The sequence below is a fragment of the Dorea longicatena genome, assembly GCF_025150085.1.
Lineage (GTDB): Bacteria > Bacillota > Clostridia > Lachnospirales > Lachnospiraceae > Dorea_A > Dorea_A longicatena.
The window spans coordinates 1,010,370-1,037,127 of the sequence record NZ_CP102280.1; the positions used below are offsets into that span (position 1 = coordinate 1,010,370).

Consider the following 26,758-nt stretch of genomic DNA (forward strand, 5'->3'; position numbering starts at 1 on the left):
GCCGGATATATTTAATAATTGTGTTGGTGGTGTTACCTATGGAGATATTTACGTTACAGTATTTTTCTTCATTTCAGGTGCATTACTATTTTATTTTATAATCATAGTGAAATAGATGATTTAAAATTATTTTATAAAAAAAGAGCATTATCTATCTTCCCGGCATTTTATATTGCATGGGGATTAATGTATATAAGGGATGTGCTGAGATATAAAAGTTTGTTTTACAGAGGAAACCCGGCCAGCATTATTTTGTCTTTGATTGGAATGGATGGATACCTTGCATTTAAGATAAATGATTATTATATTCTAGGAGAATGGTTTATAGGTGCGATTATCCTCCTCTATATTTTATATCCATTACTTACGTGGATGAAGAGAGAATATAAGTGGGTTACATTTGGTTTAGTGATTCTTCTTTACATACTTTCCCTGAAAATTAATTTAACGGGGATGGTATCTTTTCGGATGTTACCATCCTGTCTGATTAGTTTTTATGCAGGTATGCTTTTTGTTGAACACAGAAAAAGTGCTGAAAAATACTGGTGGATCGCAGGAATTTTATTAGTGATTTTGAAATGCATTGAACCGGGCAATATGAATATAAAAGGACATATCGCAGGTTTCCTTATGGCATATATGTTATATGGTATTGGTACTTATTTAATGAAAATAAATATTATAAACAAGGTGATGAAATTTATTGGCGGTGACCGGTATTTCGGCTGTTGTTTTAAAACAGGTATGCAAAACAATCATGTCTTTAGGAAGAGCACGAAAGAAAAATATTGCTTAATAAAAATGTATGACAAAATTTAAAGAAGGTGAAAAGTACTGAAAAAACCAGGCTACTATTCATCCGGTGAATTTGCCCGCATGGCCCACGTGACCCTGCGAACAATTCGCTATTACGACAAACAGAATATATTAAAACCATCTTACGTCACAGAAGCGGGCGCAAGATTCTACACAGATGAAGACTTCGCCAGACTGCAGCAGATATTACTTTTGAAATATCTGGGATTTTCGAACAACTGGAATTAAAGCCGGGAATGAAGGTTCGCAGGTTCAGGTTTCGTGTATTTGATGCGGGAAGAATACCTTATGATGAAGATTCATTTGATCTTGTAATTGCCAATCATGTGTTGTTCTATTGCGAGGATATTCCGAAAGTCTGTAAAGAAGTAAAACGTGTATTGAAGCCGGGAGGAAGATTTGTCTGCAGTACATATGGCAATGATCATATGAGAGAAGTGAGTGAACTGGTCCAGAAGTTCGATGACCGGATTGTACTGGCAGCAAAGAATCTGTACGAGCGTTTTGGAAAAGAGAACGGAGAAGAGATTCTTCAGAAGGATTTTGAAAAGATAGAGTGGAGGCGGTATGAGGATTCGCTTATCGTACCAGAACCGGAGCCAGTGATTTCTTATATCTTGTCGTGCCATGGAAATCAGGGACAGTATATCCTGGATCATTACAAGGAGTTCCAGTCTTATGTGCGTAAGAAGACGGAAGGCGGGTTCCACATTACGAAAGATGCCGGGATTTTTGTTGGGTATATTGGTTGAGAATAATAGAAATGTTATGTATAATGAAATAAATGTCTGAATTAATAATCTTGTTTTTGAAATGCAGTGTAATTCCTAAAACGCCTTAAATATTACAAGAAAGTTACAAAAAAATAAAAAAAGTACTTGAAGGTGACCTAAGGTCACCTTTTATAATACAATTAACACGAAAAACAGAGACTAGAAAACCTTAGAACTTGATAACCTAATATACAAAAAGAGGAGGTTCCTGAAATGAAAGGAATTATTTTAGCAGGTGGTTCAGGCACACGTCTGTATCCATTAACAATGGTAACATCAAAGCAGTTACTGCCAATCTATGACAAACCGATGATCTATTATCCAATGTCAGTGCTGATGAACGCAGGCATTCGTGATATCCTGATCATCTCAACACCACAGGATACACCAAGATTCCAAGAACTGTTAGGAGACGGACATCAGTTTGGTGTGAATCTGTCTTATGCAGTACAGCCAAGCCCGGACGGACTTGCTCAGGCATTTATCATCGGAGAAGAATTCATCGGTGATGATACAGTAGCAATGGTTCTCGGAGATAACATTTTTGCAGGTCATGGACTGAATAAACGTCTGAAAGCTGCTGTTGAGAATGCAGAGACCGGAAAGGGAGCTACTGTATTTGGATATTATGTAGATGATCCGGAACGTTTCGGTATCGTAGAATTTGATCACGAAGGAAAAGCTATTTCCATCGAAGAAAAACCGGCACAGCCAAAGAGTAACTACTGTGTAACAGGACTGTATTTCTATGACAACAACGTTGTAAAATATGCAAAAGAGTTAAAACCAAGTGCACGTGGAGAACTGGAGATTACAGATCTGAACCGTGTATATCTGGAACAGGGAAATCTGAATGTAGAACTTCTCGGACAGGGATTTACATGGCTGGATACAGGTACACACGAAAGTCTCGTTGATGCAACGAACTTCGTTAAGACTGTTGAGACACATCAGCATCGTAAAATCGCATGCCTGGAAGAGATCGCATACCTGAACGGATGGATCAGCAAGGACGAGATCATGGAAGTATATGAAGTCCTGAAAAAGAACCAGTACGGACAGTACCTAAAAGATGTACTGGACGGAAAATACAGAGAAAACCTGTACTAGGATTTTGAAACAACAGATAAACTTAAAAGCAGGATTTTCTCAACGGAAATCCTGCATACAATAAAAATTAGAAAAGAGGAAATCATAAAATGACAATTATCGTAACCGGAGGAGCCGGATTTATCGGAAGTAACTTTGTATTTCACATGTTAAACAAATACCCAGACTATCGTATCGTTTGTCTGGACTGCCTGACATATGCAGGTAACTTATCTACACTGGAGCCTGTAATGGACAATCCGAATTTCCGCTTTGTAAAAGAAAGTATTACAGATCGTGAAGCAGTTTACAAATTATTTGAAGAAGAGAAACCAGATATGGTTGTAAACTTTGCAGCAGAAAGTCATGTAGACCGTTCTATCGAAAATCCGGAAGTATTCCTGGATACAAACATTAAAGGTACTGCAGTTCTGATGGATGCCTGCAGAAAATATGGTATCAAACGTTACCATCAGGTATCTACAGATGAAGTATATGGAGATCTGCCGCTTGACAGACCAGACCTGTTCTTCACAGAGGAGACACCAATCCACACAAGCAGCCCATACAGCTCATCTAAGGCAGCAGCAGACCTGTTAGTTCTTGCTTATCACAGAACATACGGACTGCCTGTAACGATCAGCAGATGCTCTAATAACTATGGACCATATCACTTCCCGGAGAAGCTGATCCCTCTGATGATCGCCAATGCACTGAATGACAAACCACTTCCGGTATATGGAGAAGGATTGAATGTACGTGACTGGTTATATGTAGAAGATCACTGCAAAGCAATCGACCTGATCATCCATAATGGAAGAGTCGGAGAAGTGTACAACGTAGGTGGACACAACGAAAAGACAAACATCGAGATCGTTAAGATCATCTGCAAAGAACTTGGAAAACCGGAAAGTCTGATTACACATGTTGCAGACCGTAAGGGACATGACATGCGTTATGCAATTGATCCGACTAAGATCCACAATGAACTTGGATGGCTTCCAGAGACTAAATTCGAAGATGGTATTAAGAAGACAATCAAATGGTATCTTGAGAACAAGGAATGGTGGGAGACAATCATTTCCGGAGAATACCAGAACTATTATGAGAAAATGTATGCTCACCGAGAGGAGATTTAAGAATGAAAGTATTAGTGACGGGTGTTGGCGGACAGCTTGGTCATGATGTGATGAACGAACTGGCATCCCGCGGATATGAGGGAATCGGTTCGGACATCAAAGAAACATACAGCGGAATTCAGGATGGTACAGCGGTGACAACAATGCCGTATGTACCGATGGATATCACAGATGCAGCTTCGGTAGAAAAAGTCCTGACAGAGGCTGCTCCGGATGTAGTGGTACATTGTGCGGCATGGACAGCCGTTGATCTTGCGGAAGATGAAGATAAGAAAGACATCGTAAAAGCTGTCAATGCAACAGGAACAAAGAATATTGCAGATGTATGCAAGAAACTGGACTGTAAGATGGTTTACATCAGCACAGACTATGTATTCGACGGACAGGGAACGAAAGCATGGGAACCGGATTGCAAAGATTACAAACCTCTGAACGTATACGGAGAAAGTAAACTGGCGGGAGAACTTGCAGTGTCTGAGACTCTGGATAAGTATTTTATCGTACGTATCGCATGGGTATTTGGAAAGAATGGAAAGAACTTTATCAAGACAATGTTAAATGTGGCAAAGACACATGATACATTAAAGGTTGTAAATGACCAGATCGGAACACCGACCTATACATTTGACCTTGCAAGACTTCTTGTTGACATGATAGAGACAGATAAATATGGTTACTACCATGCAACCAACGAAGGCGGATATATCAGCTGGTATGACTTTACGAAAGAAATCTTCCGTCAGGCAACAGCACTTGGACATGAAGAATATAGTGAAGAGAAAGTAACCGTTCTTCCTGTAACAACAGAAGAATATGGAGTGTCAAAAGCTGCGAGACCTTTTAACAGCAGACTGGATAAGAGTAAGCTTGCAGAAAATGGATTTACCCCACTTCCGACATGGCAGGATGCGCTTGGAAGATATCTGAAAGAAATCGAATTCTAAGGAGATAATAAAATGGGACAGATTAAAGTAGAAAAAAATGCAGGCGGTATCCAGGGACTTTGTGTGATCGAACCAACGGTACACGGTGACGCAAGAGGATACTTTATGGAGACATACAACCAGAAAGACATGGAGGAAGCCGGACTTACAATGCAGTTCGTTCAGGACAATCAATCATGCTCAACAAAAGGAGTTTTAAGAGGATTACATTTCCAGAAAGAATTTCCACAGGGCAAACTGGTACGAGTCGTAAAAGGTTCTGTATTTGATGTTGCTGTAGACTTGAGAAGTGACAGTGAGACATACGGAAAATGGTTCGGTGTGGAGCTGACAGAAGAAAATAAGAAACAGTTCTATATTCCGGAAGGATTCGCACATGGATTCCTGGTATTGAGTGATATTGCTGAGTTCTGCTACAAATGTACAGACTTCTATCACCCGGGAGATGAAGGCGGTCTTGCATGGAACGATCCTGAGATCGGTATCGAGTGGCCGACACTGACAGGAGAGTACAAAGGAACAGCTTCCGGTGAAGGATATGCACTGGAAGATGGAACTGCGCTGAACTTAAGCGAAAAAGATCAGCTCTGGGTTGGATTAAAGGATACATTCCATTTTTAAATCGCCATGCGTTCGAAAGAAGCTGCCAGTGGCAGGTTCTGTAGATTTAAGATAATAAAAGCTTCGGATCATACGAATCCGGAGCTTTTTTGTTATCTTAAACTGTTATTCATATAATATTAAGAATATAAATATTGCTCAATTATTAACTATATGTTACAATAAATCGGATAAAAAGGGAAAATATGTAATAATATGTACGAGGAATATCTTAATGAGTGGTAAATTAGATTATATAAATATGATAAAAAAAGTATCTCCCTATAATTTGAAAAAGGGGATACTTTATTTGCGCCATTATGGACCGAAAGGATTCTGGATAAAATTAACAGAACGTTTCCAGAAAAGCGATATTGATTATAAAGAATGGTATGAAAATCACAGACCATCTGAACAGGAATTAGAAAGAGAACGGAAGCAGGTATTTGAATACAGTCCTAAGATCAGCATCCTGGTACCGGTATACAATACACCGGAGGTGTTTTTAAAGCAGATGATCCAGTCAGTGAGAAAGCAGACTTATACGAACTGGGAATTGTGTATTGCCAATGCTAATCCTTCTAATCAGGAAGTAAGTAGTATTCTGAATGTTGCAGGCAAGAAGGACAACAGGATCAAAGTAGTGGATGTTCCGGAAAATGAAGGAATTGCACAGAATACGAACAGAGCATTGGAGATCGCAACGGGAGAATTTGTAGGATTGCTGGATCATGATGATCTTCTGGAAGAAAATGCACTGTATGAAATTGTAAGCTGCCTGAACAAAGATCGCAAGACAGATGTGCTATATACAGACGAAGATAAAGTGACGACAGATTTGGATGAATATTTTTCTCCGAATTTTAAGCCGGACTTTAATCTGGATATGTTGAGAGCAAATAATTACATCTGTCATTTTTTTGTTGCAAAAAAAGCATTAATTGAATCGGTAGGAAAGTTCAGAGCGGAATATAACGGGGCGCAGGATTATGATCTGATCTTACGATGTACGGAACAGGCGGAAAGAATCTCTCATGTTGCAAAGATATTATATCACTGGCGGGTGCATAAGGAATCAACAGCAGATAATCCTTTAAGTAAAATGTATGCATATGAAGCTGGAAAGAAGGCAATCGAAGATCATCTCAGACGATGCCATACAAAAGGAGAAGTCCTTCAGACGGAAAATCTTGGATTTTACAGAGTAAAATATCCTGTGACAGGAAATCCGCTGGTGTCTATTCTGATCCCGAATAAAGATCAGGCAGAGACATTAGATAAATGCCTGAAGTCAATAGAAAAACTGACGGATTATGAGAATTATGAAATTATCATTATTGAGAATAATAGTACGGAAGAGAAGACTTTTGAATACTATGAACAGATTTGCAATGATAAGATCCGTGTCGTATACTGGAAAAAAGAATTTAATTATTCGGCAATTAATAATTTTGGTGCAAAACAGGCAAAGGGAGATTATTTACTGCTGTTAAATAATGACATGGAAGTGATAAGTCGTGACTGGCTTACAGAGTTGCTTTCAACATGTCAGCGAAAAGAAGTCGGTGCAGTAGGTGCTAGACTATATTATCCGGATGATACGGTGCAGCATGCGGGAATTATCATTGGAATCGGAGGAGTTGCCGGCAGTGTCTTTGTCGGTATGAAACGCGGTTATACAGGATATATGCACAGAGCGGCTATCCAGCAGGATTTAAGTGCCGTGACAGCGGCCTGTATGATGATGAAACGTTCGGTATTTGAAGAAGTCGGCGGACTGGAAGAAGAGCTGAAAGTAGCGTTTAATGATGTGGATCTGTGTCTTAGAATACGGGAAAAAGGACATCTGATCGTGTATGATCCATATGTAGAGTTATATCATTATGAATCTAAGACCAGAGGAGCTGAAGATACGAAAGAAAAAGTGCGCAGATTTCAGGGAGAGATAGAATATATGCGCAGCCATTGGATTGACATATTGAAAAATGGAGATCCAGCGTATAATCCGAATCTTTCCTTAAAAAAATGGGACTATTCCCTGAAAGTGAACTAACGGAGAAATTATGTGTGAAGTAACAATCGTAATACCTAATTACAAAGGAAAAGAGTATCTGTTTTCCTGTGTGAAAAGTTTGTATGAAAAGGATCAGACAGAAAAGAAAATCCTGATCATAGATAATGCCTCGAATGATGGAAGTATAGAGGAAGTTGTAAAAGAATATCCGGAAGTTGAATGTGTGATGCTGGATAAGAACTATGGCTTTTGCAGAGCAGTTAATATCGGTATTGAAAAGACAGATACACCATATGTGATCTTGTTAAATAATGATACGGTGATAAAAGATAACTATGTAAAGTATCTGCTGGATTCGATCAAGAAAGATCCGAACATATTTTCTGTGGAGCCTAAGATGATCCAGTATCATGATCCGTCCAAAATTGACAGCGCAGGAACCTATTATAATGCACTTGGATGGGCATACGCATATGGAAAAGACAAAAGTGTGAAGAAATACAATAATATAAGAAAGATTTTTGCAGCATGCGGAGGGGCTTCAATCTATCGGAAAAAAGTATTTGAAGAGATTGGAATGTTTGATGAGAAGCATTTTGCATATCTGGAAGACATAGATGTGGGATATCGTGCCAGGATAGCGGGATACGATAATTTATATGAACCCAAATCAGAAGTGATCCATGTGGGAAGTGCGGCAAGCGGAGCAAGATATAATGAATTTAAAGTCAAGATGTCTTCACGCAATAATGTATATCTGATATATAAAAATATGCCGGTTGTACAGAAGATACTGAACAGTCCGTTCCTTTTTGTGGGATTTTTGGTGAAGTACCTGTTTTTCCTTCGCAAGGGATACGGAAAGCTATATGTCAATGGTATTAAAGAAGGGCTGCATATGGGGGAAAAATCAGATAAAGTAAAATATGAATCCGGCCATCTTAAGAATTATATAAAGATTCAGATAGAACTATGGATAAATATTTTCCGGCGTCTGGCATAGGAAAACGAAATAATAGATAAAGTTGGTGAGTAAAATTGATCAAGGAAAATCAAGGGTTATTAAATAAAATACATGTGGTACTGGATGCGGTAGTGATTGTAATTTCGTATGTGCTTTCATGGTATCTGAGATTCAGGAGCGGCATTTTTGAGATGGATCCGTGGTATCTTTCTCTGCAAGTATATATGAGTGTACTGATATTCATTATACCGGGATATCTGTTGCTATATTATATTTTTCAGTTATATACTCCGAAAAGAGTCAGAGGAAGAAGACTGGAAGCATGGAATATCCTTCAGGCGAACACGATAGGCTTTCTGGTATTTATTTTAGTACTTTATTTCAGACATCAGACAGATTTTTCCAGAACGATGATCTTTGTTTTTTACTGTATTAATATTTTTCTGGAAATAGTAGAGCGTAATGTGATCAGAATGGGACTTCGGAAGATCAGAAGTCAGGGATTTAATCAGAAACATATCTTACTGATCGGATACAGCCGTGCGGCAGAACAGTACATTGACAGAATCCTGGCAAATCCGGACTGGGGATATAATATCCGGGGTATCCTTGCCGATAATGTTCCTAGAGGAACAGAATATAAGAAGGTCAGGGTACTGGGAAGAATTGATAATCTGGAAATTGTGCTGCCGGAAAATAAACTGGATGAAATCGTAATTACACTGGGTCTGGCTGAATATCATAAGCTGGAAAGAATTGTTAAAATGTGTGAAAAATCAGGTGTGCATACGAAATTTATTCCGGATTATAATAACGTTATACCGACCAAGCCGTACACCGAAGATCTGCAGGGACTTCCGGTGATCAATATCCGAAGAGTTCCGTTAAGTGATCCGCTGAATAAATGGATGAAACGCGGAGTGGATATATTTGGAGCAATTGTAGCAATTATTCTCTTTTCTCCGGTTATGATCGTAACGGCAATTATGATCAAGAAGACTTCGCCGGGGCCTTTGATCTTTTCGCAGGAAAGAGTAGGGCTGCAGAATCGTCCGTTTAAAATGTATAAATTCCGTTCAATGATCGTACAGGATGAGAAAAAAGAAAAGAAAGGCTGGACGACCAAAGATGATCCGCGTGTTACGACGGTCGGAAGGTTTATAAGAAAAACAAGTATAGATGAACTGCCTCAGCTTTTTAATGTCCTTCGAGGGGACATGAGTCTTGTAGGGCCGAGACCGGAAAGACCGCAGTTTGTAGAAAAGTTTAAAGAAGAAATACCTCGGTATATGATCAAACATCAGGTAAGACCGGGACTTACGGGATGGGCTCAGGTAAATGGATACAGAGGAGATACGTCTATTAAGAAGAGAATAGAGCATGATCTGTATTATATTGAAAACTGGACACTTGGATTTGACTTTAAGATTATATTTTTAACATTTTTCAAAGGATTTATTAATAAAAATGCCTATTAGCTTTAAGGAGAAGTCATGAGTAAACGTAATAAAAAAAGATTAACCAGAAGACAGCAGGAAATACGAAGAAAAAGACTGAAAAAACGCAGAAGACGCAGAAGACTTGTAATTATTTTGGAATTGATCATTCTGTGTATTCTGGGAACAACAGCGTTTGGCTTATTTAAGCTGGGAAAAATGGAACGCACCAATCTTTCGAATATAAAGAACAACGGACTGAAACAGACCGGATATACCAATGTTGCATTATTTGGTCTGGATTCAAGAGGAAAGGATCTTGGAAAAGGAAACCGGACAGATACGATTATGATCGCAAGCATCAATAATGAAACCAAAAAAGTAAAGCTTGTGTCTGTGTACAGGGATACGATGTTAAAACAGAACGGAGAGCATTATGATAAAGCCAATGCGGCTTATTCAGTAGGCGGACCTGAGACGGCAGTCAATATGCTCAATGAGAATCTGGATCTTGATATTCAGGATTATGTCAGTGTCAATTTCCTTGCATTAGCCGATGTGATAGATATGGTTGATGGTATTACGGTAAAATTAACGGATGAAGAAGTTGTGCATATGAACAACTATTGTGTAGAGACTTCTAAAGTAACAGGTAAGAAATATAAGAAGATCGAACCGGCAGTAGCCGGAACGTATAAATTAAACGGCGTGCAGGCGGTATCTTATGCGAGAATAAGATATACAGCAGGCGGTGATTATAAGAGAACAGAAAGACAAAGACTGGTCCTTAAGAAAACAGCAGATAAATTGAAACAGCAGGATCTGGCAACGCTTAATAAGATTATAGATAAGGTAATGCCGGAGGTATCAACAAGCTTCACTACAAAGGAGATATTAAGTCTTGCCACAGGTGCCTTTGATTATGAGCTGGGCGAAACTACAGGTTTCCCGTTTGATCTGGAAACTCCGGAACAGATACCGGGATACAGTGGTTCATATGTCATCCCGAAAGGACTGGAAGAAAATGTAATAAAGCTGCATCAATTCTTATATCCGAATAAGGATTATACACCGACGGCAACGGTTACAGATATAAGTAATACTTTGAATGATATGACCAATGTATATCCAAATACAACAGAAAGCGGAACATCACAAAATGAATAAGAAGAAAGTAGATGTCGTAATTCCGGTATATCATCCGGGATCAGAATTTGAAAAGCTGATGGAGCGTCTGGAAAGACAGACCTATGAAGTAAACCGTATCTTTTTGATGCATACAACAGACGGACAGAGTCTGGAAAGCATGAAGGAACGTTATAAAAATGTGACAGTTGAAGAGATTACTCCGGATGAATTTGATCATGCCGCAACGAGAGACAAAGGAATCCGGCAATCGGATGCAGATATTGTGATCTGTATGACACAGGATGCCTGCCCGGATAACGAGTATCTGGTAAGTGAACTGGTACAGGCTTTGGAAGAAGCAAATGTTGCAGTTGCGTATGCGAGACAGCTTCCTAGAAAAGAAAGTACATTATTAGAAAGATATACGAGACAATTTAATTATCCGCAGGAAAGCAAAGTGAAATCTTCGAAAGATCTGGAAAAAATGGGAATCAAAACATTCTTCTGTTCGGATGTATGTGCAGCCTATAACCGGGATATGTATTTGAAAAACGGTGGATTCGAGAAAAAAGCAATATTTAATGAAGATATGATATACGCAGCGAAGGTTATAGAGAATGAACAGAAAGTATATTATAATGCAAAAGCAAGGGTAATCCATTCGCATAATTACAATTTTGCACAACAGTTTCACCGAAACTTTGATATGGCCGTTTCCCAGGCACAGCATCCTGAGATATTCCGGAAGGTAAGCTCAGAAAAAGAAGGAATGAAACTGATAAAGAATACAGTCGCTTTTTTGATAAAACAGAGAAGGCCATGGCTTGTTTTTAAACTTTTCACAGATTGTGTAGCGAAATATGCAGGATATCTTCTTGGACGAAAATATCAAAAACTGCCGAAAAAGATTGTATTAAAATGCACAATGAATCCGAGATATTGGACATAAACAGGAAAACAGGACTGAAAATATTGAAATTTAGAAAAAAATAGGGTAATATGTAAAAAGGTTTGTGTTAATTTAGGATAAATGCGGAAAGGATATGAAGTATGGCAAGAAATACAGGGAAAAAGGTCAGACGAAGAGGGCGTCGCAGAAAAAGAGGCTTTGCGACCTGGTCTATAGGGAAGAAAATAGGTGCTGTATTAGGCGGAACTCTTCTGGGCGTAGTAGTTATAGGATCAGTCATTCTGGCAAGTAAGATGAATAAACTGAGTTCGGTGAAACTCGATACAGATAAATTAAACATTTCTGATGAAGTAAAACATGAAAAAGGATACACGAATGTAGCGTTATTTGGTCTGGATTCAAGAGAAAATGATCTGGGCAAAGGAAATCGAAGTGATACGATCATAATAGCAAGTCTGAATAATGATACGAAAGAAGTTAAATTGGTATCTATTTATCGTGATACATTATTAGAATTAGATGACGGAAGTTATAATAAAGCGAATTCTGCATATTCTTTTGGAGGACCGGAAGGCGCAGTATCGCTGATTAACCGTAATCTGGATATGAATATTGAAAAATATGTAACCGTAAACTTTAATGCACTGGTAGATGTTATCGATGCGGTAGGAGGACTGGATCTGGAACTGACGCATGATGAAGTTGTGCATATGAACAACTATTGTGTCGAAACTTCAAAAGTAACAGGAAAAAGTTATGAGAAGATCGAGCCGGAAGTAGAGGGTACATATCATTTGAATGGTGTGCAGGCAGTGTCTTATTCCCGAATCCGTTATACGGAAGGAGGAGACTTTAAGCGTGCAGAACGTCAGCGCCTGGTATTACAGAAAATTGCAGATAAAGCGCAGAACATGAGTGTCGGCACTGTTAATAAGATCATAGACAGTGTATTTCCGCAGATATCAACAAACTTTACACTGGCTGAAATGATCGGATATGCAAAGAATCTTACAAAGTATAAATTAGGAGATTCGATTGGTTTTCCGGCTGAAAATACAACGGATATGTTAAATGAAGTAGGAAGCGTCGTAATCCCGAAGACCTTGTCTTCGAATGTACTTGAGGTGCATAAATTTCTGTTTGGAAGTGATGGGTATTCTGTATCCAGCACGATTGAAGGCATTGAAAGTGGTATTACTGCAAAAGCGTCAGATAAGGCCAAAAGCGGTACAACGATCGAGGATGATGAGACACCGGGAAGTAAGGGGTATTCGGAAAATTATTCCAATAATTCATCCGGAACCGGTACAACAAGAAGTACCTACGGAACAACGGGTGGAAGCACTTACGGAACCGGATCTTACGGTACGTCAAACGGATATTCCGGAGGAACATCGACGGGAAGCGGAACGACCGGAAGTACAGGCAGCACTTCCTCAGGAACTACGGGAACAACCGGAGGAACAGAAGGGACAACAACAGGAGGTGGAACGACCGGAGATAATGCAGGCAGCACTTCGGGAACCACTGGATCGACAGAAGGAACGGAATAAATAGTAATAAAAGATAAAGGGGTAGGTTACATGAGAAGAATTAAAAAGATATTTGTAACATTCTTGGCGATATGTATGATATGTCCATGTCTGTCGGTGATAACAGAAGCAGCGACAGCAGAACTGCGTTTTGCGGATCCGTCCACTACAGTAGGAGCGGAAGTTGATGTAAAGACCAAGCTGACTTCTGCTTCATCAATGCAGTCTATGGAAGCGACTTTAACGTATGACAAAAGTGAATTGAGATTTATCAGCGGTGATAATGCGACGGGAAAGGATGGAACCATTAAGATTTCCTGGACCGGAAGTGGAACAACTGCAGAATTTAATCTGAAGTTTCAGGCATTAAAAGAAGGTACTTCGAATATCGAAGTGTCAAGTGCTACGGGTACTGCGGAAGACGGAACGAACCTGGAAGTAACACAGGGAAGTTCTGCAGTTACGATCGGAGCTGGCGATCCGTCTCTGATTAAGGAAGAGACCAGTACCGAAGATACAACAACATCGACAGCAGATGGTGCCGTTGTGAAAGTGAACGGCAAGAAGTATGTTGTGACCAGCGATTTTTCGGAAGAGATCATTCCGGAAGGTTTTAAAAAAGGAGAGCTGACATTTGAAGGTTCAAAGTATTCTGTGATCACACAGGAGGCAAGTGGAATCAATGCAATGTATCTGACTGAAAAAGACAGCGATGATGCAGATTTCTATATGTATAACAGTGATGATGGATCTTTCGCACCGTTTGAAGAAGTTGAGATTGCAAAAGACAGATATATTATCCCATTGATGAATGATGGAAAGGTGAATCTGCCAAGCCAGTATCAGAAGACAACTCTGACATTAAATGGTAAAGAATTTGACACTTGGCAGGATACAAAAGACGCAGAATATTATATTATTTATGCTTTGAATTCTGACGGTGAAAAGACAACATATCGTTATGATACGACAGATGGAACCTATCAGAAATACACACCGGAATCAACCGGCAGTTCTTCTTCAGAAAGTAAGTTAAGTAACGGAAAAGGAATATGGGGAAAAATCCTTAATTTTGTAGAGAATTTCCTGGATATTGTAGTTATTATAGCAATTGCATTAATCTTACTGCTTGTTCTGGTACTTATTGTCACAGCAGTCAAGCTTAGACACAGAGATCTGGAATTAGATGATCTGTATGATGAATATGGAATTGATCTGGATGAAGAAGAGGAAGCATTAAAAGCTAAGAAAAAAGAAGAGAAACAGGAAAAGAAAGCACAGAAAGCTTCAAAACAGGTTTCGAAAAAAGCATCTAAGAAATATGATGATGAAGATGAATTTGAAGGATACGATGAGGATGATCTTTGGGTTACAGAAAACATAGCCAAAGCCATGGAAAAACCAAAGAAGCAGAAGAGCGTCAAACACGCAACGGCAAAAAAAGCAGCTGCAAAGGGTGTACGTTCTTTAGATGAGACAGGTCCTGCTATCCGCAAACCTGTAAAGAACATTAATCTTCAGGATACAGATGATTTTGAAAAATTTACTCCTTTAGATGAAGAAGAGTTCGATAATTTTGAAGGATATTATTCGGATGATGATTACGATATGTTTGGTTCAAATGACTATGATTATGACGATGATGAGTTATTTGATGCTACGGCAGATCTCTTAAGTAATCACCCGGAAAAGAAGAGAAGTCATGCGGAGATGGATGACACATTTAAGATGGATGTTATTGATCTGGATTAATTACTGAATTAAAATTTTATAAGAAATAAAACCGGCCGCCTGATATCGGAAAATCTGATATCAGGCGGCCGGTTTTGCTGATACTTGAGCGTGTAAGACATGAAGATTACTCTTCAGTTTTGAGAAGATCTTTCAAAGAAGAAAACTGATATCCCATGGATTCCCATTTGTTAAGAAGTTCATCGAGGATTTCTCCGTTGGTTTTCGAAGTGTTGTGAAGTAGTACAATGGCACCGGGATGAATACGGCCGAGTAATTTGTCAAAAGCCTCTTCTTTGGATGGCTGGGCATCGGTAAGCCAGTCAACATAGGCGAGACTCCAGAAGAAGGTATGATATCCCATATCTTTGGCCATCTGTAGATTTTCGGTATTGTATTTTCCCTGAGGCGGCCGGTAAAATCGTGTCATCGACTTTCCGGTGATCTTTTTGAAAAGATCTTCGACATCTGAAAGCTCTTTTGAGAAGGTTTCCTGTGTCGCAATCTGTGACATATCGGGATGATGATACGTATGATTGCCGACGGTGTGACCTTCTTTTTGCATTTGTTTGATCAGATCTGGATTATCCTGCAGAAAATTGCCGACGACAAAAAAGGTAGCAGGAACATGATGCTTTTTCAGAGCCGCCAGGATAGAAGGGGTATTGCCATTTTCGTAACCACAGTCAAAAGTCAGATAAATCACTTTCTGATCAGTGTTTCTGGCATAGTAGGCATGATATTTTTTTAATTCATCGAATGAGGCATTTCCGACGGGAGCTTTTCCTTCCTCCTGAAAACTCAATCCCCAGTTTTCGGTGGTTGGGAGAACAAAGGAATGAGAAGAAGATACAAAAGTGCGGCTGGCCGGAGTCAAAGTTGTTTCACTGGCGGGGAAAATTCGGGCAATCAATCCTCCGGCAAAAAAACAGCAGGAAAAGAAGAAAAGGAGGATTAATGGTTTATATCTGGAATAAAGGGTGGAAAAAGAAAGATGAGTTTTTGGTATATGGAATCTGAACATAGAAACTCCGGAAAACTTTTTATACAGTTATATGATGCCCTAAGGAAAAAGATGTGCGGAAAAGGACACAAACTTGCAAAGAATAGGGAATGATAGTAGTATAGGAACGTAGAATTATTAAGAACAGATATAAGAAAGAATAAATGAAACGGGATGAAAACATGGCCAGAGAATATGTGAAAAAAGATAATATGCTGAGTAAAGAAATCCGTTATAAAAAAACAGAGAAGGGTATGATGATCACTGAATATTATGGAAATGATAGTTATGTGGTGCTGCCGGATGAGATAGAAGGTGAGCCGGTCACGATACTGGGAGATTATGCATTTTCCAGAAATCTTTCAGTTGAGGAAATATGGATGCCGTTGGAACTTAAAGAAGTTGGAAGATATGCATTTTACAGGTGCCGGAATCTGAGAAAATTAGTACTTGGCAACAGACTTCTGGATATGGGAGGTGGTGCACTTACAGGCTGCCATCTGGAAGAAGTAGAGATATATCTTCAGGACGGAAAAAAGAGCTGTCTGAAGTCGATTGTAGAAGAGATGCGGTACCAGATGAGGATATATCTACATGCGCCTGAAGGAGGACAGGAAGCAAAACTACTCTTTCCGGAGCATTATGAAGAGGCGGTGGAGAACACCCCTGCAAGAATACTGGAAACGCATCATCACGGGGCAGGCGGATATTATCGTCAGTGTTTTTATGACCGTGAACTGGACTATCGAAAATATGATGAGATGTTTTATCATACGGTTGCGGAAGACACAGAGGAGACGGCAGTGGAACTGGCACTGAACCGCCTGCGGTTCCCGGCAGAACTTTCAGATAAGAACAGACAAGGTTATGAAGAATACTTAAAAAAGCACATGACTGCGGTGGCAAAATGGACGGTGAAGCAGGAAGAGGTGGAAGGAATCCGGTTCCTGCAAAGAAGAAAATTATGGACAGAACAATCTTTACAGGCGGGAATGGATTTCGCGGCAGAAGGCAGCAAAACAGAAATTCTGAGTATTTTTATGGATATCAGAAAGGATCAGTTTCCAAAGAAGAAAAAGACATTTGAGCTATAGAGTATTTATAAAACAAGTAGAGAAGAAAAGCAATGGACAGAGAAAAGATAGAAAATAACAGAGAAACCATAGAAAAGGACCGCCTGGAAAATATAAGCCGTAAGATTCTTGTTATGGCAAGGAATGAACTGTATATGAAGATGCGGTTCCTGGATGTAGCATTATCCAGTCTTCCGTTTGTACTTGATACGGGGGCGGAAGGTATGGGAACAGACGGACTGTATCTGTATTATGATCCACAATATCTCGGGGGATTGTTCAGGGAAGACCGAGTGATGGTGAACAGGATCTACCTGCATCTGGTGCTGCATGGGATTTTTCGCCATATGATCCGCAGAAAAGGAAGAGAGGAACGGCTTTATCATCTGTCATGTGATATTGCTGTGGAATCGATCATCGATGAATTACAGTATCGGTGTGTTATGAAGGCCAGGTCGTTCCCAAGAAGAGAAATGTACCGTGAACTGAAAAAAGAAATGAAAACGCTTACGGCAGAACGAATATATGAAGTGCTGAGGAAAAAAGCACTGACACAAAAGCAGCTTGAACAACTGGAGGTGGATTTCCGGGTAGACGATCACAGTTACTGGCCAAAAGCTGAGGAGAAAAAAAGACAGAATCAGATTGAAAACCGCTGGCAGGATATCAGTGAGCGTATGGAGACAGAGATGGAGACATTTTCCAAAGAAGCATCACAGACATCCGGAAATCTGATCGATCAGGTGAAAGTAGAAAATCGGGAGCGAATGGATTACCGGGAATTTTTAAGAAAATTTTCGGTGTTAAAAGAAGAGATGACGGTGGATCCGGATTCTTTTGATTATACTTTCTACAGTTATGGATTAACTATGTATGGGAATATGCCGTTGATCGAGCCACAGGAATGGAAAGAAGTTCAGAAGGTAGAAGAATTTGTTATTGTGATCGATACATCGATGTCCTGTTCGGGAGAATTGGTGAAAAAATTTCTGGAGGAGACTTACGGCGTATTAAGTGAAAACGACAGCTTTTTCCGAAAAGTGAACATTCATATCATTCAATGTGATGATCAGGTTCAGACGGATCAGAAGATCACGTGCGAAGAAGAGCTGAAAGAATACATGGACAAACTGGAATTAAAAGGCGAAGGCGGAACGGATTTCAGGCCGGCATTCTCGTATGTGGATGAACTGGTCCGCCAGCATACATTTGAACATTTACGGGGAATGATCTATTTTACGGATGGCCGGGGAATCTATCCGGCGAAAAGGCCTGTATATGAGACGGCATTTGTGTTCATGGAGGAAGACTATGAAGATGTAGATGTTCCGCCCTGGGCAATAAAGATCATCCTGGAAGAAGATCTGGATTTCTGATCAGATGAAATAAATAACAGCAAAAGAAGGGAATACAATGGATATAAAAAGAGCCAAAAAAGAAATCAAAGATTCGATAGAGGCATATCTTGCCAAAGATGAATATGGAGATTATATGATCCCATCAATAAGACAAAGACCAATTCTCCTGATGGGGCCTCCGGGAATCGGTAAGACACAGGTTATGGAACAGGTGGCAAAGGAGTGTAAAGTCGCACTGGTATCTTATACGATCACACATCATACCAGACAAAGTGCGGTCGGACTTCCGTTTATTGAAAAGAAGACGTACGATGGGAAAGAGTACTCGGTTACAGAATATACGATGAGTGAGATCATCGCTTCGGTATATGATAAGATGGAAGAGACAGGACTTAGAGAAGGAATTCTGTTCATTGATGAGATCAACTGCGTGTCTGAGACTCTGGCTCCGACAATGTTACAGTTTTTGCAGTGTAAGACATTTGGTAATCAGAAGATTCCGACAGGATGGATCATTGTAGCGGCAGGTAATCCGCCGGAGTACAATAAGTCGGTACGGGATTTTGATGTGGTAACATTGGATCGAATCAAGAAGATCGATGTAGATGTGAATTATGATGTATGGAAAGAATATGCATACCGGGCAGATATTCATCCGGCGATTCTGGCATATCTTGAGATCAGGAGAGACTATTTTTACCGGATGGAGACGACGGTAGATGGAAAGGTCTTTGCAACAGCCAGAGGCTGGGAAGATCTGTCACAGCTTCTGAAGACTTATGAAAAGCTTGGAAAGAAAGCGGACAGAGAGGTTGTACATCAGTATATCCAGCACTGGAAGATCGCAAAAGATTTTGCCAATTATCTGGAACTGTATCATAAGTATAAAAAAGATTATGGTCTTGAGAAGATTATTGAAGGTGTCTATACCAGGGATACGCTGGAGAGACTTCGATATGCAGCATTTGATGAGAGGTTCAGTGTTGTAAATATGTTGATCGGCCGTCTGGGAAGCTGCTTCAAAGAATATTTCCTAAAAGACAGACTGGTTACAATGATATATGAATATCTGAAGTTATATAAATCCAATCTGCAAATGGATCTTGTCGTCTGTGAAGCCAGAGAGCAATATGAAAAATTACGGAAAGAAGAACAGATGACAAAGCAGGACGAGCATGTAAGAAAACAGGTGCTGGATAAACTGGAATCTTACGAACAGCTTGCAAAAGAAGAACATCTGGAAGGAGAGGCAGCATTTGAACGTATAAAAGAGGTGTTTGGAAATGAAGTGGCAGAGAGAGAAGAACTGACAGAACGTACGCTTTCCGCATTGGAACATGCATTTGAATTTATGGAAGATGCATTTGGGGACAGTCAGGAGATGGTTTCTTTTGTTACAGAACTTAACACGAACTATTATAGTATTCAGTTCTTAAAGGAAAATGACTGTGATAAGTATTATCAGTATAATAAGAAACTGTTATTTGACAAACAGCAGGAGGAGATCCTGTCAGAACTAAATGAAGTAGAACAGGATCTGAACACTGCCATAAAATAGATGATTAGTATGTAAGTTTATATCCATGACGGATTTTGCGATAAATTTTCCAGATAATCATGGCCGGAAAGCTGAACGCAATATATAGTGATGATAGAATTCCGACACCCCCACCGACGATCATAAGAATTAAAATGCCAATATTCATAAGTCAAAGTCCTCCTTGTCAATGTTTTTATATATTGATGTTATATATGATGTGGAATTTTGCTTCCGGGTACATTGTATGGACTTTTGGTAAGAAGATAAAGAGAAACGGATGGATCTTAACACGGTATGAACAAGAATCGTTATTTTCTTAACATTGTTTTAGCGAAAGAAGTACATTTACTTTAAAGACAACAGGTGTTAAAATAAGCAATGAATGTAAACGAAGATGATATAAGACCCGGGGAGGTCTTAAACAAGATGAGATAAAGGAGAAATATATATGAAATGGAATCAGTTTCGTCTGAAGACAACAACAGAGGCAGAAGATATCGTCAGCAGCATGCTTGCTGATCTTGGAATCGAAGGAGTGCAGATCGAAGATAAGATCCCGCTTACACAGTCTGACAAAGAGCAGATGTTCGTAGACATCCTGCCGGATATGCCGGAAGATGACGGATGTGCATACCTGACATTCTATCTGGATGAAGAAGTAGACAAGCATGAGATGTTACTGAAGGTCAGACAGGAATTAGAAGAGATGAGAAGTTATCTGAATGTGGGAGACTGTACGATCGAGGAGTCCCAGACAGAAGATGTAGACTGGGTAAATAACTGGAAGCAGTATTTCCATCAGTTCTATATTGATGACATTCTTGTCATTCCTTCATGGGAGAATGTAGAGGCCAAAGACAGCGACAAGATGGTGATCCATATCGATCCGGGCACAGCATTCGGAACCGGTATGCATGAGACCACACAGCTCTGCATCCGCCAGCTTAAGAAATATGTGACAGAAGATACAGAGATCTTAGACGTTGGATGTGGAAGCGGAATCCTTGGAATGTTGGCGTTAAAGTTCGGCGCAAAGCATTCGGTAGGAACAGACCTGGATCCGTGTGCGATCGATGCAACCTACGAGAATATGGACAACAACGGAATCAGCAGAGACCAGTATGAAGTCATGATCGGTAATATCATTGATGATAAAGAAGTACAGGATAAGGTCGGTTATGAGAAATACGATATCGTAGCAGCAAATATCCTGGCAGATGTACTGGTACCGCTGACACCTGTGATCATCCACCAGTTGAAAAAGGGCGGTATCTATATCACAAGCGGAATCATCGAAGATAAAGAAGAAGTGGTCGTAGAAGCTGTGAAGAAAGCAGGCCTCGAAGTTCTGGAAGTGAACCACCAGGGTGAATGGGTATCTGTAACGGCAAGAAAGAATTAGAGGATTCGATATGCAACATTTTTTTGTGTCACCGGAGCAGGTGAAGGAAGGAAAGATCTACGTAGAGGGCGGCGACGTCAATCATATGAAGAATGTACTCCGCATGAAGACCGGTGAAGAACTTACGGTAAATGACGGAGAAGGCAGTCAGTACCTGTGTGCAGTGGAATCCTATGAAGCTGATATGGCAGTGCTTAAGATACTGGGGAAAAAGCAGGACGAGAGCGAGCTTGCATCAAAGATCTATCTGTTCCAGGGACTTCCAAAGCAGGACAAGATGGAACTGATCGTGCAGAAGTCGGTAGAACTCGGCGCATATCAGGTAATCCCGGTGGCGACAAAGCGAGCCGTGGTCAAGCTGGATGCGAAGAAGGCGAAGAAGAAGGTCGAACGCTGGCAGCAGATTGCGGTCAGTGCGGCGAAGCAGGCAGGACGAGGTATTATTCCTGAGGTGGGAGAAGTATGCACTTATGCGCAGGCATTGAAGCAGGCAGAAGAACTGGACGTTGTCCTGATCCCATACGAACTGGAAAAAGGGATGGAAGAGACGAAGCAGATCATCGCAGGAATCAGACCGGGGCAGTCGGTCGGCATCTTTATCGGACCGGAAGGCGGCTTTGAGGAAGAAGAAGTAGCACTTGCCATGAAAACCGGGGCAAATCCGGTGACACTTGGCAAGAGAATCCTTCGGACAGAGACTGCAGGACTTACGATGCTTTCGGTTCTGATGTTCCATCTGGAAGGGTAGAAACATAATCTAATACTAAGAATGAAGAGTACAGGAAGTGAAGAAATGAAGGAAGTATATCTGGATAATTCGGCGACTACCATGGCATACCGAAGCGTCGGGGAACTGGTGCAGAAGGTCATGTGTGAAGACTATGGCAATCCGTCTTCTATGCATAACAAAGGTGTGGAAGCAGAAAAATATATAAAAGAAGCAAAAGAAACATTTGCCAGACTCTGGAAGGTACAGGAAAAGGAAGTGTATTTTACTTCCGGCGGTACGGAGAGTGACAATATGGCACTGATCGGCGCGGCAAGAGCGAATAAGCGTGCAGGCAACCACCTGATCACATCATCCATCGAGCACCCGGCAATCATCAACACCATGCGTTTTCTTGAGGAAGAAGAAGGATTCCGTGTGACCTATCTTCCGGTAGACCAGTACGGAAGAATCCGTCTGGATGCGTTGAAAGAAGCGCTGTGTGAAGATACGATCCTGGTATCGATCATGTATGTGAACAACGAAGTGGGTTCCGTACAGCCGATTCAGGAAGCGGCAAGTATCGTAAAGGCATATAATAAAGACATTTTATTCCATGTCGATGCGGTACAGGGATTTGGAAAATACAAGATCTACCCGAAGAAACTGAAGGTAGATATGTGCTCCATCAGCGGTCACAAGATCCACGGACCGAAGGGCGTGGGTGCATTATACATCGGTGAAAATGTAAAGATCCGCCCGATCGTTTACGGCGGCGGTCAGCAGCATGACATGCGTTCCGGAACGGAAAATGTACCGGGAATCGCAGGACTTTCCCTGGCGGCAAAGACGATTTACGATAACCTCGATGAAAAAGTGGAGAAGATGCGGGCGTTAAAACAGCATTTCATCGAAGGCGTGGAAAAGATCGAGAATACAACGATCCATGGTTTATACGATGAGACGTCGGCACCGCATATTATCAGTGTAGGAATCGCAGGGATCAGAAGTGAAGTGCTATTACATGCGCTGGAAGATAAAGGAATCTATGTGTCATCCGGATCGGCATGTGCGTCCAACCATCCGCAGATCAGCGGTGTGTTAAAAGGAATCGGGGCAAAACAGGAGTTTCTGGATGCGACGCTTCGGTTTAGTATGTCAGAATTTACTACACTGGAAGAGATTGACTATACGCTCGATGCACTATATAATATAGTACCGATGCTTAGAAGATATACCAGACATTAGAAAGTTACAGATAAAAGAGAAAGAGATCAGGAAAGGAATCAGAAGATGAGATTTCATACATTTTTATTAAAATATGGAGAGATTGGAATTAAGGGAAAGAACCGTCATCTGTTCGAAGACGCACTGGTGCGCCAGGTGCGTTATGCATTAAAAGATGTAGACGGACAGTTCGATGTACACAAATCACAGGCAAGAATCTATGTAGACTGTGAAGGAGATTATGATTACGATGAGACTGTGGAACATCTGAAGAAAGTATTCGGTCTGGTCGGAATCTGTCCGGTTGTCCGTATGGAGGACAAAGGATTCGAGGAACTGAAAAAAGATGTTGTCGCATATATGGATGAGATGTATCCAGATAAGAACTTTACATTTAAAGTAGAGTCCAGACGTGCCAAAAAGTCTTATCCGCTGAACTCTATGGAGATCAGCCGTGACCTTGGAGAAGCAATCCTGTACGCATTCCCGGAAAGCGGAATCAAAGTAGATGTACATCATCCGGATGTTATGGTGAACGTAGAAGTCAGGAATGAGATCTACGTATATTCACAGATCATTCCGGGAGCAGGCGGAATGCCGGTCGGAACCAATGGTTCGGCGATGCTTCTGTTATCCGGCGGTATCGACAGCCCGGTTGCAGGATACATGGTATCCAAACGTGGAGTAAGCCTTGAGGCTACTTACTTCCATGCGCCGCCGTATACAAGCGAACGTGCAAAACAAAAAGTTGTGGATCTTGCAAAGAAAGTGGCAAAATATTCTGGACCGATCAAGCTGCATGTCGTCAACTTTACGGATATCCAGCTTTATATCTACGATCAATGCCCGCATGATGAGCTGACGATCATTATGAGAAGATACATGATGCGTATCGCAGAACATTTTGCAAAAGAGGATGGCTGCTTAGGTATGATCACAGGGGAAAGTATCGGACAGGTGGCAAGCCAGACCATGCAGAGTCTTGCAGCAACAAACGATGTATGTACGATGCCTGTATACCGTCCACTGATCGGATTCGACAAGCAGGAGATCGTGGATGTATCAGAAAAAATCGATACTTATGAGACCTCGATCCAGCCGTTCGAAGACTGCTGTACGATCTTCGTGGCAAAACATCCGGTAACCAAGCCGAATATTGATGTGATCCGCCGTTCGGAAGAGAATCTGAATGAGAAGATCGATGAGCTGATGAAACAGGCGATTGAGACCGTTGAGATCATTGAAGTAAAATAAATGAAGTAAAAAAGAGGGCTGAACCCTTAAACAGGTCAGCCCTTTTTCTAAGTAAATCATTTACTTTTATTACTGATTAGTCACAAAGATATGGTTTTAACATTTCCATGATCTCTTCTACGTTGTCATCAGCGTGGATGTTCAGATCGATCGGTTTAGAAAGATCTAAGCTGAAGATTCCCATGATTGATTTTGCATCAATGACATATCTTCCAGATACAAGATCAAAGTCATAATCAAATTTTGTGATGTCATTTACGAATGATTTTACTTTGTCGATTGAATTTAAAGAAATCTTTACTGTTTTCATTGGAATACCCTCCTTGATTCATTTCTTGTTCTATAGATATATTAAGAGTCAGACGAAGAAAAGTCAAGGAACAAATTGCCAAAGAATTCAGAAGATTTTCGTTAGATGTTACAACAATGTGTTAAAATAATGTTTTAAAAAGAAAGGAACAGATATATGAAGAAAGTAGCATTGCATAATCTCGGATGCAAAGTAAATGCATATGAGACGGAAGCCATGCAGGAACTGCTGGAAAAGCATGGATATGAGATCGTGCCGTTCCAGGAAGGTGCGGATGTCTATATCATTAATACCTGTACCGTAACGAATATGGCGGACCGGAAGTCCAGACAGATGCTTCATAAAGCAAGAAAGATGAACCCGGATTCTATTGTTGTTGCCTGCGGCTGCTATGTACAGGCTAAGAAAGATGATATCCCGGAAGGTATTGATATTGTCGTTGGTAATAATAAGAAGCAGAATATTGTTGAAATCCTGGAAAATTATGAAAAAGAAAAGAATCAGGATGGTCAGCGGGAAACATCAGACGAACAGGAAAAGGAAACAGAGACCTATCAGGAGATTCTGGATATCAATCATGAAAAAGTGTATGAAGACCTGCATTTAAGTACGGCGGCGGAACACACAAGAGCTTATATCAAGGTGCAGGACGGATGCAACCAGTTCTGCTCTTACTGCATCATTCCGTTCGCAAGAGGAAGGGTAAGAAGCAGAAGCCGTGACAGTGTGCTGGATGAAGTGAAGACACTGTCGGCCAATGGATATAAAGAAGTGGTACTGACTGGAATCCATCTGAGTTCGTACGGAATCGACTGTGACGACAACCTGTTGTCACTGATTCTGGCGATCCATGAAGTGGAAGGAATCGAAAGAATCCGTCTTGGATCACTGGAGCCGAGAATTATTACGGAAGAATTTGCACAGACAATCGCAAAACTTCCGAAGATGTGTCCGCATTTCCATCTGTCATTGCAGAGCGGATGCAACGCAACATTGAAGCGCATGAACCGCAGATACACAGCAGAAGAGTATTATGAGAAATGTCAGCTGCTCCGCAAATATTTCGACAACCCGGCACTTACAACGGACGTGATCGTCGGTTTTCCGGGAGAGACGGAAGAAGAGTTTGCAGAGTCGAAGGCATTTGTAGATAAAGTAGATTTTTATGAAACACATATTTTTAAATATTCCAGAAGAGAAGGAACAAAGGCAGCGGCTATGAAAGACCAGGTGCCGGATCAGATCAAGGCCGCAAGAAGCGCCGAACTTCTGGAACTGAACCGTAAGAAGCAGGCGGTTTATGAAGAAAGACTGCTTGGAACCACACAGGAGGTCCTGATCGAGGAGAAAATCGTGCGTGATGGAGAGGAACTTCAGATCGGGCACACAAAGGAATATGTGAAAATTGGTGTAAAAAATCCGAATAATCTTATTAATCAGCTTGTAAATGTAGAAATTGAAAACCAATTACAAATATTGCATTGAAATTTGAGATTTAATCATGTAGAATAAAATTGAAATATTTTTGGAGGACGTGATTATATGAAAAATATGACAAATACCCAGTTTTTCCAGGTAGAAAGTGGACCACAGATCAGCGCAAAGGACATTCTGGAGATTGTATATAAGGCATTAAGTGAAAAGGGATATAACCCGGTAAACCAGATCGTAGGTTATATTATGTCCGGAGATCCGACCTACATCACAAGCCATAACGGAGCCAGAAGTCTGATCATGAAGATGGAAAGAGATGAACTGGTAGAAGAGATGCTCAAGACGTATATCGAGCATAATGAGTGGGAATAATGA

General features: G+C 40.6%; 23 protein-coding genes and 1 pseudogene. 22 read left to right on the top strand and 2 right to left on the bottom strand.

Annotation, left to right across the window (positions count from 1 at the left end; genetic code table 11):
• The first annotated feature begins 18 nt into the window (after window positions 1-18).
• From NQ508_RS04770 to NQ508_RS04830, 13 genes and pseudogenes are all read left to right on the top strand, one after another.
• Window positions 19-819 (top strand): acyltransferase family protein, encoded by an 801-nt coding sequence (locus NQ508_RS04770; RefSeq protein WP_330371075.1) that lies wholly within the window; start codon window positions 19-21, stop codon window positions 817-819.
• Window positions 820-834: 15 nt separating this feature from the next.
• Window positions 835-1,568, top strand: a pseudogene (locus NQ508_RS04775) (MerR family transcriptional regulator).
• Between the two features lie 234 nt (window positions 1,569-1,802).
• Window positions 1,803-2,699 (top strand): glucose-1-phosphate thymidylyltransferase RfbA, encoded by an 897-nt coding sequence (rfbA, locus tag NQ508_RS04780; protein WP_006428579.1) that lies wholly within the window; start codon window positions 1,803-1,805, stop codon window positions 2,697-2,699.
• Between the two features lie 89 nt (window positions 2,700-2,788).
• Complete coding sequence (gene rfbB / locus NQ508_RS04785) at window positions 2,789-3,817, top strand: dTDP-glucose 4,6-dehydratase (RefSeq protein WP_006428578.1); 1,029 nt, start codon at window positions 2,789-2,791, stop codon at window positions 3,815-3,817.
• Between the two features lie 2 nt (window positions 3,818-3,819).
• The gene (gene rfbD / locus NQ508_RS04790) at window positions 3,820-4,761 is read left to right on the top strand and encodes a dTDP-4-dehydrorhamnose reductase (protein ID WP_006428577.1); all 942 of its coding nucleotides are present in this window, start codon (window positions 3,820-3,822) and stop codon (window positions 4,759-4,761) included.
• Between the two features lie 12 nt (window positions 4,762-4,773).
• On the top strand, window positions 4,774-5,382 hold the full coding sequence (rfbC, locus tag NQ508_RS04795) for a dTDP-4-dehydrorhamnose 3,5-epimerase (protein ID WP_006428576.1): 609 nt from the start codon (window positions 4,774-4,776) through the stop codon (window positions 5,380-5,382).
• A 214-nt stretch (window positions 5,383-5,596) separates the two neighbouring features.
• Window positions 5,597-7,414, top strand: a complete 1,818-nt coding sequence (locus NQ508_RS04800; protein WP_006428575.1) for a glycosyltransferase family 2 protein — start codon at window positions 5,597-5,599, stop codon at window positions 7,412-7,414.
• A 10-nt stretch (window positions 7,415-7,424) separates the two neighbouring features.
• Complete coding sequence (locus NQ508_RS04805) at window positions 7,425-8,378, top strand: glycosyltransferase family 2 protein (protein WP_006428574.1); 954 nt, start codon at window positions 7,425-7,427, stop codon at window positions 8,376-8,378.
• Between the two features lie 35 nt (window positions 8,379-8,413).
• Window positions 8,414-9,817 carry an undecaprenyl-phosphate glucose phosphotransferase gene (locus tag NQ508_RS04810; RefSeq protein WP_022415799.1) on the top strand — a complete coding sequence of 468 codons (1,404 nt, stop codon included), beginning with the start codon at window positions 8,414-8,416 and terminating at the stop codon, window positions 9,815-9,817.
• 15 nt (window positions 9,818-9,832) lie between these two features.
• Window positions 9,833-10,942 carry an LCP family protein gene (locus tag NQ508_RS04815; protein ID WP_006428572.1) on the top strand — a complete coding sequence of 370 codons (1,110 nt, stop codon included), beginning with the start codon at window positions 9,833-9,835 and terminating at the stop codon, window positions 10,940-10,942.
• Entirely contained in the window at window positions 10,935-11,852 is a 918-nt protein-coding gene (locus NQ508_RS04820; RefSeq protein WP_049940541.1) for a glycosyltransferase family 2 protein, read from the top strand. Before NQ508_RS04815 ends, NQ508_RS04820 begins: the two co-directional genes overlap by 8 nt.
• A 101-nt stretch (window positions 11,853-11,953) precedes the next feature.
• The gene (locus NQ508_RS04825; RefSeq protein WP_006428570.1) at window positions 11,954-13,366 is read left to right on the top strand and encodes an LCP family protein; all 1,413 of its coding nucleotides are present in this window, start codon (window positions 11,954-11,956) and stop codon (window positions 13,364-13,366) included.
• Window positions 13,367-13,396: 30 nt separating this feature from the next.
• Window positions 13,397-15,097 carry a cohesin domain-containing protein gene (locus tag NQ508_RS04830; RefSeq protein WP_006428569.1) on the top strand — a complete coding sequence of 567 codons (1,701 nt, stop codon included), beginning with the start codon at window positions 13,397-13,399 and terminating at the stop codon, window positions 15,095-15,097.
• Window positions 15,098-15,203: 106 nt separating this feature from the next.
• Here the strand turns inward: NQ508_RS04830 and NQ508_RS04835 are convergent, their stop codons facing one another.
• Window positions 15,204-16,100 carry a polysaccharide deacetylase family protein gene (locus NQ508_RS04835; protein ID WP_006428568.1) on the bottom strand — a complete coding sequence of 299 codons (897 nt, stop codon included), beginning with the start codon at window positions 16,098-16,100 and terminating at the stop codon, window positions 15,204-15,206.
• A 143-nt stretch (window positions 16,101-16,243) separates the two neighbouring features.
• Here NQ508_RS04835 and NQ508_RS04840 point away from each other — a divergent pair, with 143 nt between their 5' ends.
• The 7 genes from NQ508_RS04840 (at window position 16,244) to thiI (ending at window position 24,639) form a co-directional block, all read left to right on the top strand.
• Window positions 16,244-17,173 (top strand): leucine-rich repeat protein, encoded by a 930-nt coding sequence (locus NQ508_RS04840; RefSeq protein ID WP_006428567.1) that lies wholly within the window; start codon window positions 16,244-16,246, stop codon window positions 17,171-17,173.
• Window positions 17,174-17,205: 32 nt separating this feature from the next.
• Window positions 17,206-18,528 carry a vWA domain-containing protein gene (locus tag NQ508_RS04845; RefSeq protein WP_006428566.1) on the top strand — a complete coding sequence of 441 codons (1,323 nt, stop codon included), beginning with the start codon at window positions 17,206-17,208 and terminating at the stop codon, window positions 18,526-18,528.
• Between the two features lie 37 nt (window positions 18,529-18,565).
• The gene (locus NQ508_RS04850; RefSeq protein ID WP_006428565.1) at window positions 18,566-20,068 is read left to right on the top strand and encodes an ATP-binding protein; all 1,503 of its coding nucleotides are present in this window, start codon (window positions 18,566-18,568) and stop codon (window positions 20,066-20,068) included.
• Window positions 20,069-20,498: 430 nt separating this feature from the next.
• Entirely contained in the window at window positions 20,499-21,452 is a 954-nt protein-coding gene (prmA, locus tag NQ508_RS04855) for a 50S ribosomal protein L11 methyltransferase (RefSeq protein ID WP_006428563.1), read from the top strand.
• Between the two features lie 10 nt (window positions 21,453-21,462).
• Window positions 21,463-22,200, top strand: a complete 738-nt coding sequence (locus NQ508_RS04860; RefSeq protein ID WP_006428562.1) for a 16S rRNA (uracil(1498)-N(3))-methyltransferase — start codon at window positions 21,463-21,465, stop codon at window positions 22,198-22,200.
• A 45-nt stretch (window positions 22,201-22,245) separates the two neighbouring features.
• On the top strand, window positions 22,246-23,406 hold the full coding sequence (locus tag NQ508_RS04865; protein WP_044920534.1) for a cysteine desulfurase family protein: 1,161 nt from the start codon (window positions 22,246-22,248) through the stop codon (window positions 23,404-23,406).
• 45 nt (window positions 23,407-23,451) lie between these two features.
• Window positions 23,452-24,639 (top strand): tRNA uracil 4-sulfurtransferase ThiI, encoded by a 1,188-nt coding sequence (thiI, locus tag NQ508_RS04870; RefSeq protein WP_006428560.1) that lies wholly within the window; start codon window positions 23,452-23,454, stop codon window positions 24,637-24,639.
• A gap of 76 nt (window positions 24,640-24,715) precedes the next feature.
• Here thiI and NQ508_RS04875 read toward each other — a convergent pair whose 3' ends face one another.
• Window positions 24,716-24,949 (bottom strand): HPr family phosphocarrier protein, encoded by a 234-nt coding sequence (locus NQ508_RS04875; RefSeq protein WP_006428559.1) that lies wholly within the window; start codon window positions 24,947-24,949, stop codon window positions 24,716-24,718.
• A 156-nt stretch (window positions 24,950-25,105) separates the two neighbouring features.
• On the opposite strand from NQ508_RS04875, the gene mtaB reads away from it, so the two are divergent.
• Both mtaB and NQ508_RS04885 read left to right on the top strand, forming a co-directional pair.
• Complete coding sequence (gene mtaB, locus NQ508_RS04880) at window positions 25,106-26,434, top strand: tRNA (N(6)-L-threonylcarbamoyladenosine(37)-C(2))-methylthiotransferase MtaB (RefSeq protein WP_006428558.1); 1,329 nt, start codon at window positions 25,106-25,108, stop codon at window positions 26,432-26,434.
• Window positions 26,435-26,491: 57 nt separating this feature from the next.
• Window positions 26,492-26,755 (top strand): IreB family regulatory phosphoprotein, encoded by a 264-nt coding sequence (locus tag NQ508_RS04885; protein WP_006428557.1) that lies wholly within the window; start codon window positions 26,492-26,494, stop codon window positions 26,753-26,755.
• Window positions 26,756-26,758 lie beyond the last annotated feature (3 nt).

What these genes read in the sequence shown, in the direction of transcription:
- rfbA (WP_006428579.1), top strand. Translation starts at nt 1,803, where the DNA reads ATGAAAGGAATTATTTTAGCAGGTGGTTCAGGCACACGTCTGTATCCA.
- rfbB (WP_006428578.1), top strand. Translation starts at nt 2,789, where the DNA reads ATGACAATTATCGTAACCGGAGGAGCCGGATTTATCGGAAGTAACTTT.
- rfbD (WP_006428577.1), top strand. Translation starts at nt 3,820, where the DNA reads ATGAAAGTATTAGTGACGGGTGTTGGCGGACAGCTTGGTCATGATGTG.
- rfbC (WP_006428576.1), top strand. Translation starts at nt 4,774, where the DNA reads ATGGGACAGATTAAAGTAGAAAAAAATGCAGGCGGTATCCAGGGACTT.
- NQ508_RS04800 (WP_006428575.1), top strand. Translation starts at nt 5,597, where the DNA reads ATGAGTGGTAAATTAGATTATATAAATATGATAAAAAAAGTATCTCCC.
- NQ508_RS04805 (WP_006428574.1), top strand. Translation starts at nt 7,425, where the DNA reads ATGTGTGAAGTAACAATCGTAATACCTAATTACAAAGGAAAAGAGTAT.
- NQ508_RS04815 (WP_006428572.1), top strand. Translation starts at nt 9,833, where the DNA reads ATGAGTAAACGTAATAAAAAAAGATTAACCAGAAGACAGCAGGAAATA.
- NQ508_RS04820 (WP_049940541.1), top strand. Translation starts at nt 10,935, where the DNA reads ATGAATAAGAAGAAAGTAGATGTCGTAATTCCGGTATATCATCCGGGA.
- NQ508_RS04825 (WP_006428570.1), top strand. Translation starts at nt 11,954, where the DNA reads ATGGCAAGAAATACAGGGAAAAAGGTCAGACGAAGAGGGCGTCGCAGA.
- NQ508_RS04830 (WP_006428569.1), top strand. Translation starts at nt 13,397, where the DNA reads ATGAGAAGAATTAAAAAGATATTTGTAACATTCTTGGCGATATGTATG.
- NQ508_RS04835 (WP_006428568.1), bottom strand. Translation starts at nt 16,100, where the DNA reads ATGTTCAGATTCCATATACCAAAAACTCATCTTTCTTTTTCCACCCTT.
- NQ508_RS04840 (WP_006428567.1), top strand. Translation starts at nt 16,244, where the DNA reads ATGAAACGGGATGAAAACATGGCCAGAGAATATGTGAAAAAAGATAAT.
- NQ508_RS04845 (WP_006428566.1), top strand. Translation starts at nt 17,206, where the DNA reads ATGGACAGAGAAAAGATAGAAAATAACAGAGAAACCATAGAAAAGGAC.
- NQ508_RS04850 (WP_006428565.1), top strand. Translation starts at nt 18,566, where the DNA reads ATGGATATAAAAAGAGCCAAAAAAGAAATCAAAGATTCGATAGAGGCA.
- prmA (WP_006428563.1), top strand. Translation starts at nt 20,499, where the DNA reads ATGAAATGGAATCAGTTTCGTCTGAAGACAACAACAGAGGCAGAAGAT.
- NQ508_RS04860 (WP_006428562.1), top strand. Translation starts at nt 21,463, where the DNA reads ATGCAACATTTTTTTGTGTCACCGGAGCAGGTGAAGGAAGGAAAGATC.
- NQ508_RS04865 (WP_044920534.1), top strand. Translation starts at nt 22,246, where the DNA reads ATGAAGGAAGTATATCTGGATAATTCGGCGACTACCATGGCATACCGA.
- thiI (WP_006428560.1), top strand. Translation starts at nt 23,452, where the DNA reads ATGAGATTTCATACATTTTTATTAAAATATGGAGAGATTGGAATTAAG.
- NQ508_RS04875 (WP_006428559.1), bottom strand. Translation starts at nt 24,949, where the DNA reads ATGAAAACAGTAAAGATTTCTTTAAATTCAATCGACAAAGTAAAATCA.
- mtaB (WP_006428558.1), top strand. Translation starts at nt 25,106, where the DNA reads ATGAAGAAAGTAGCATTGCATAATCTCGGATGCAAAGTAAATGCATAT.
- NQ508_RS04885 (WP_006428557.1), top strand. Translation starts at nt 26,492, where the DNA reads ATGAAAAATATGACAAATACCCAGTTTTTCCAGGTAGAAAGTGGACCA.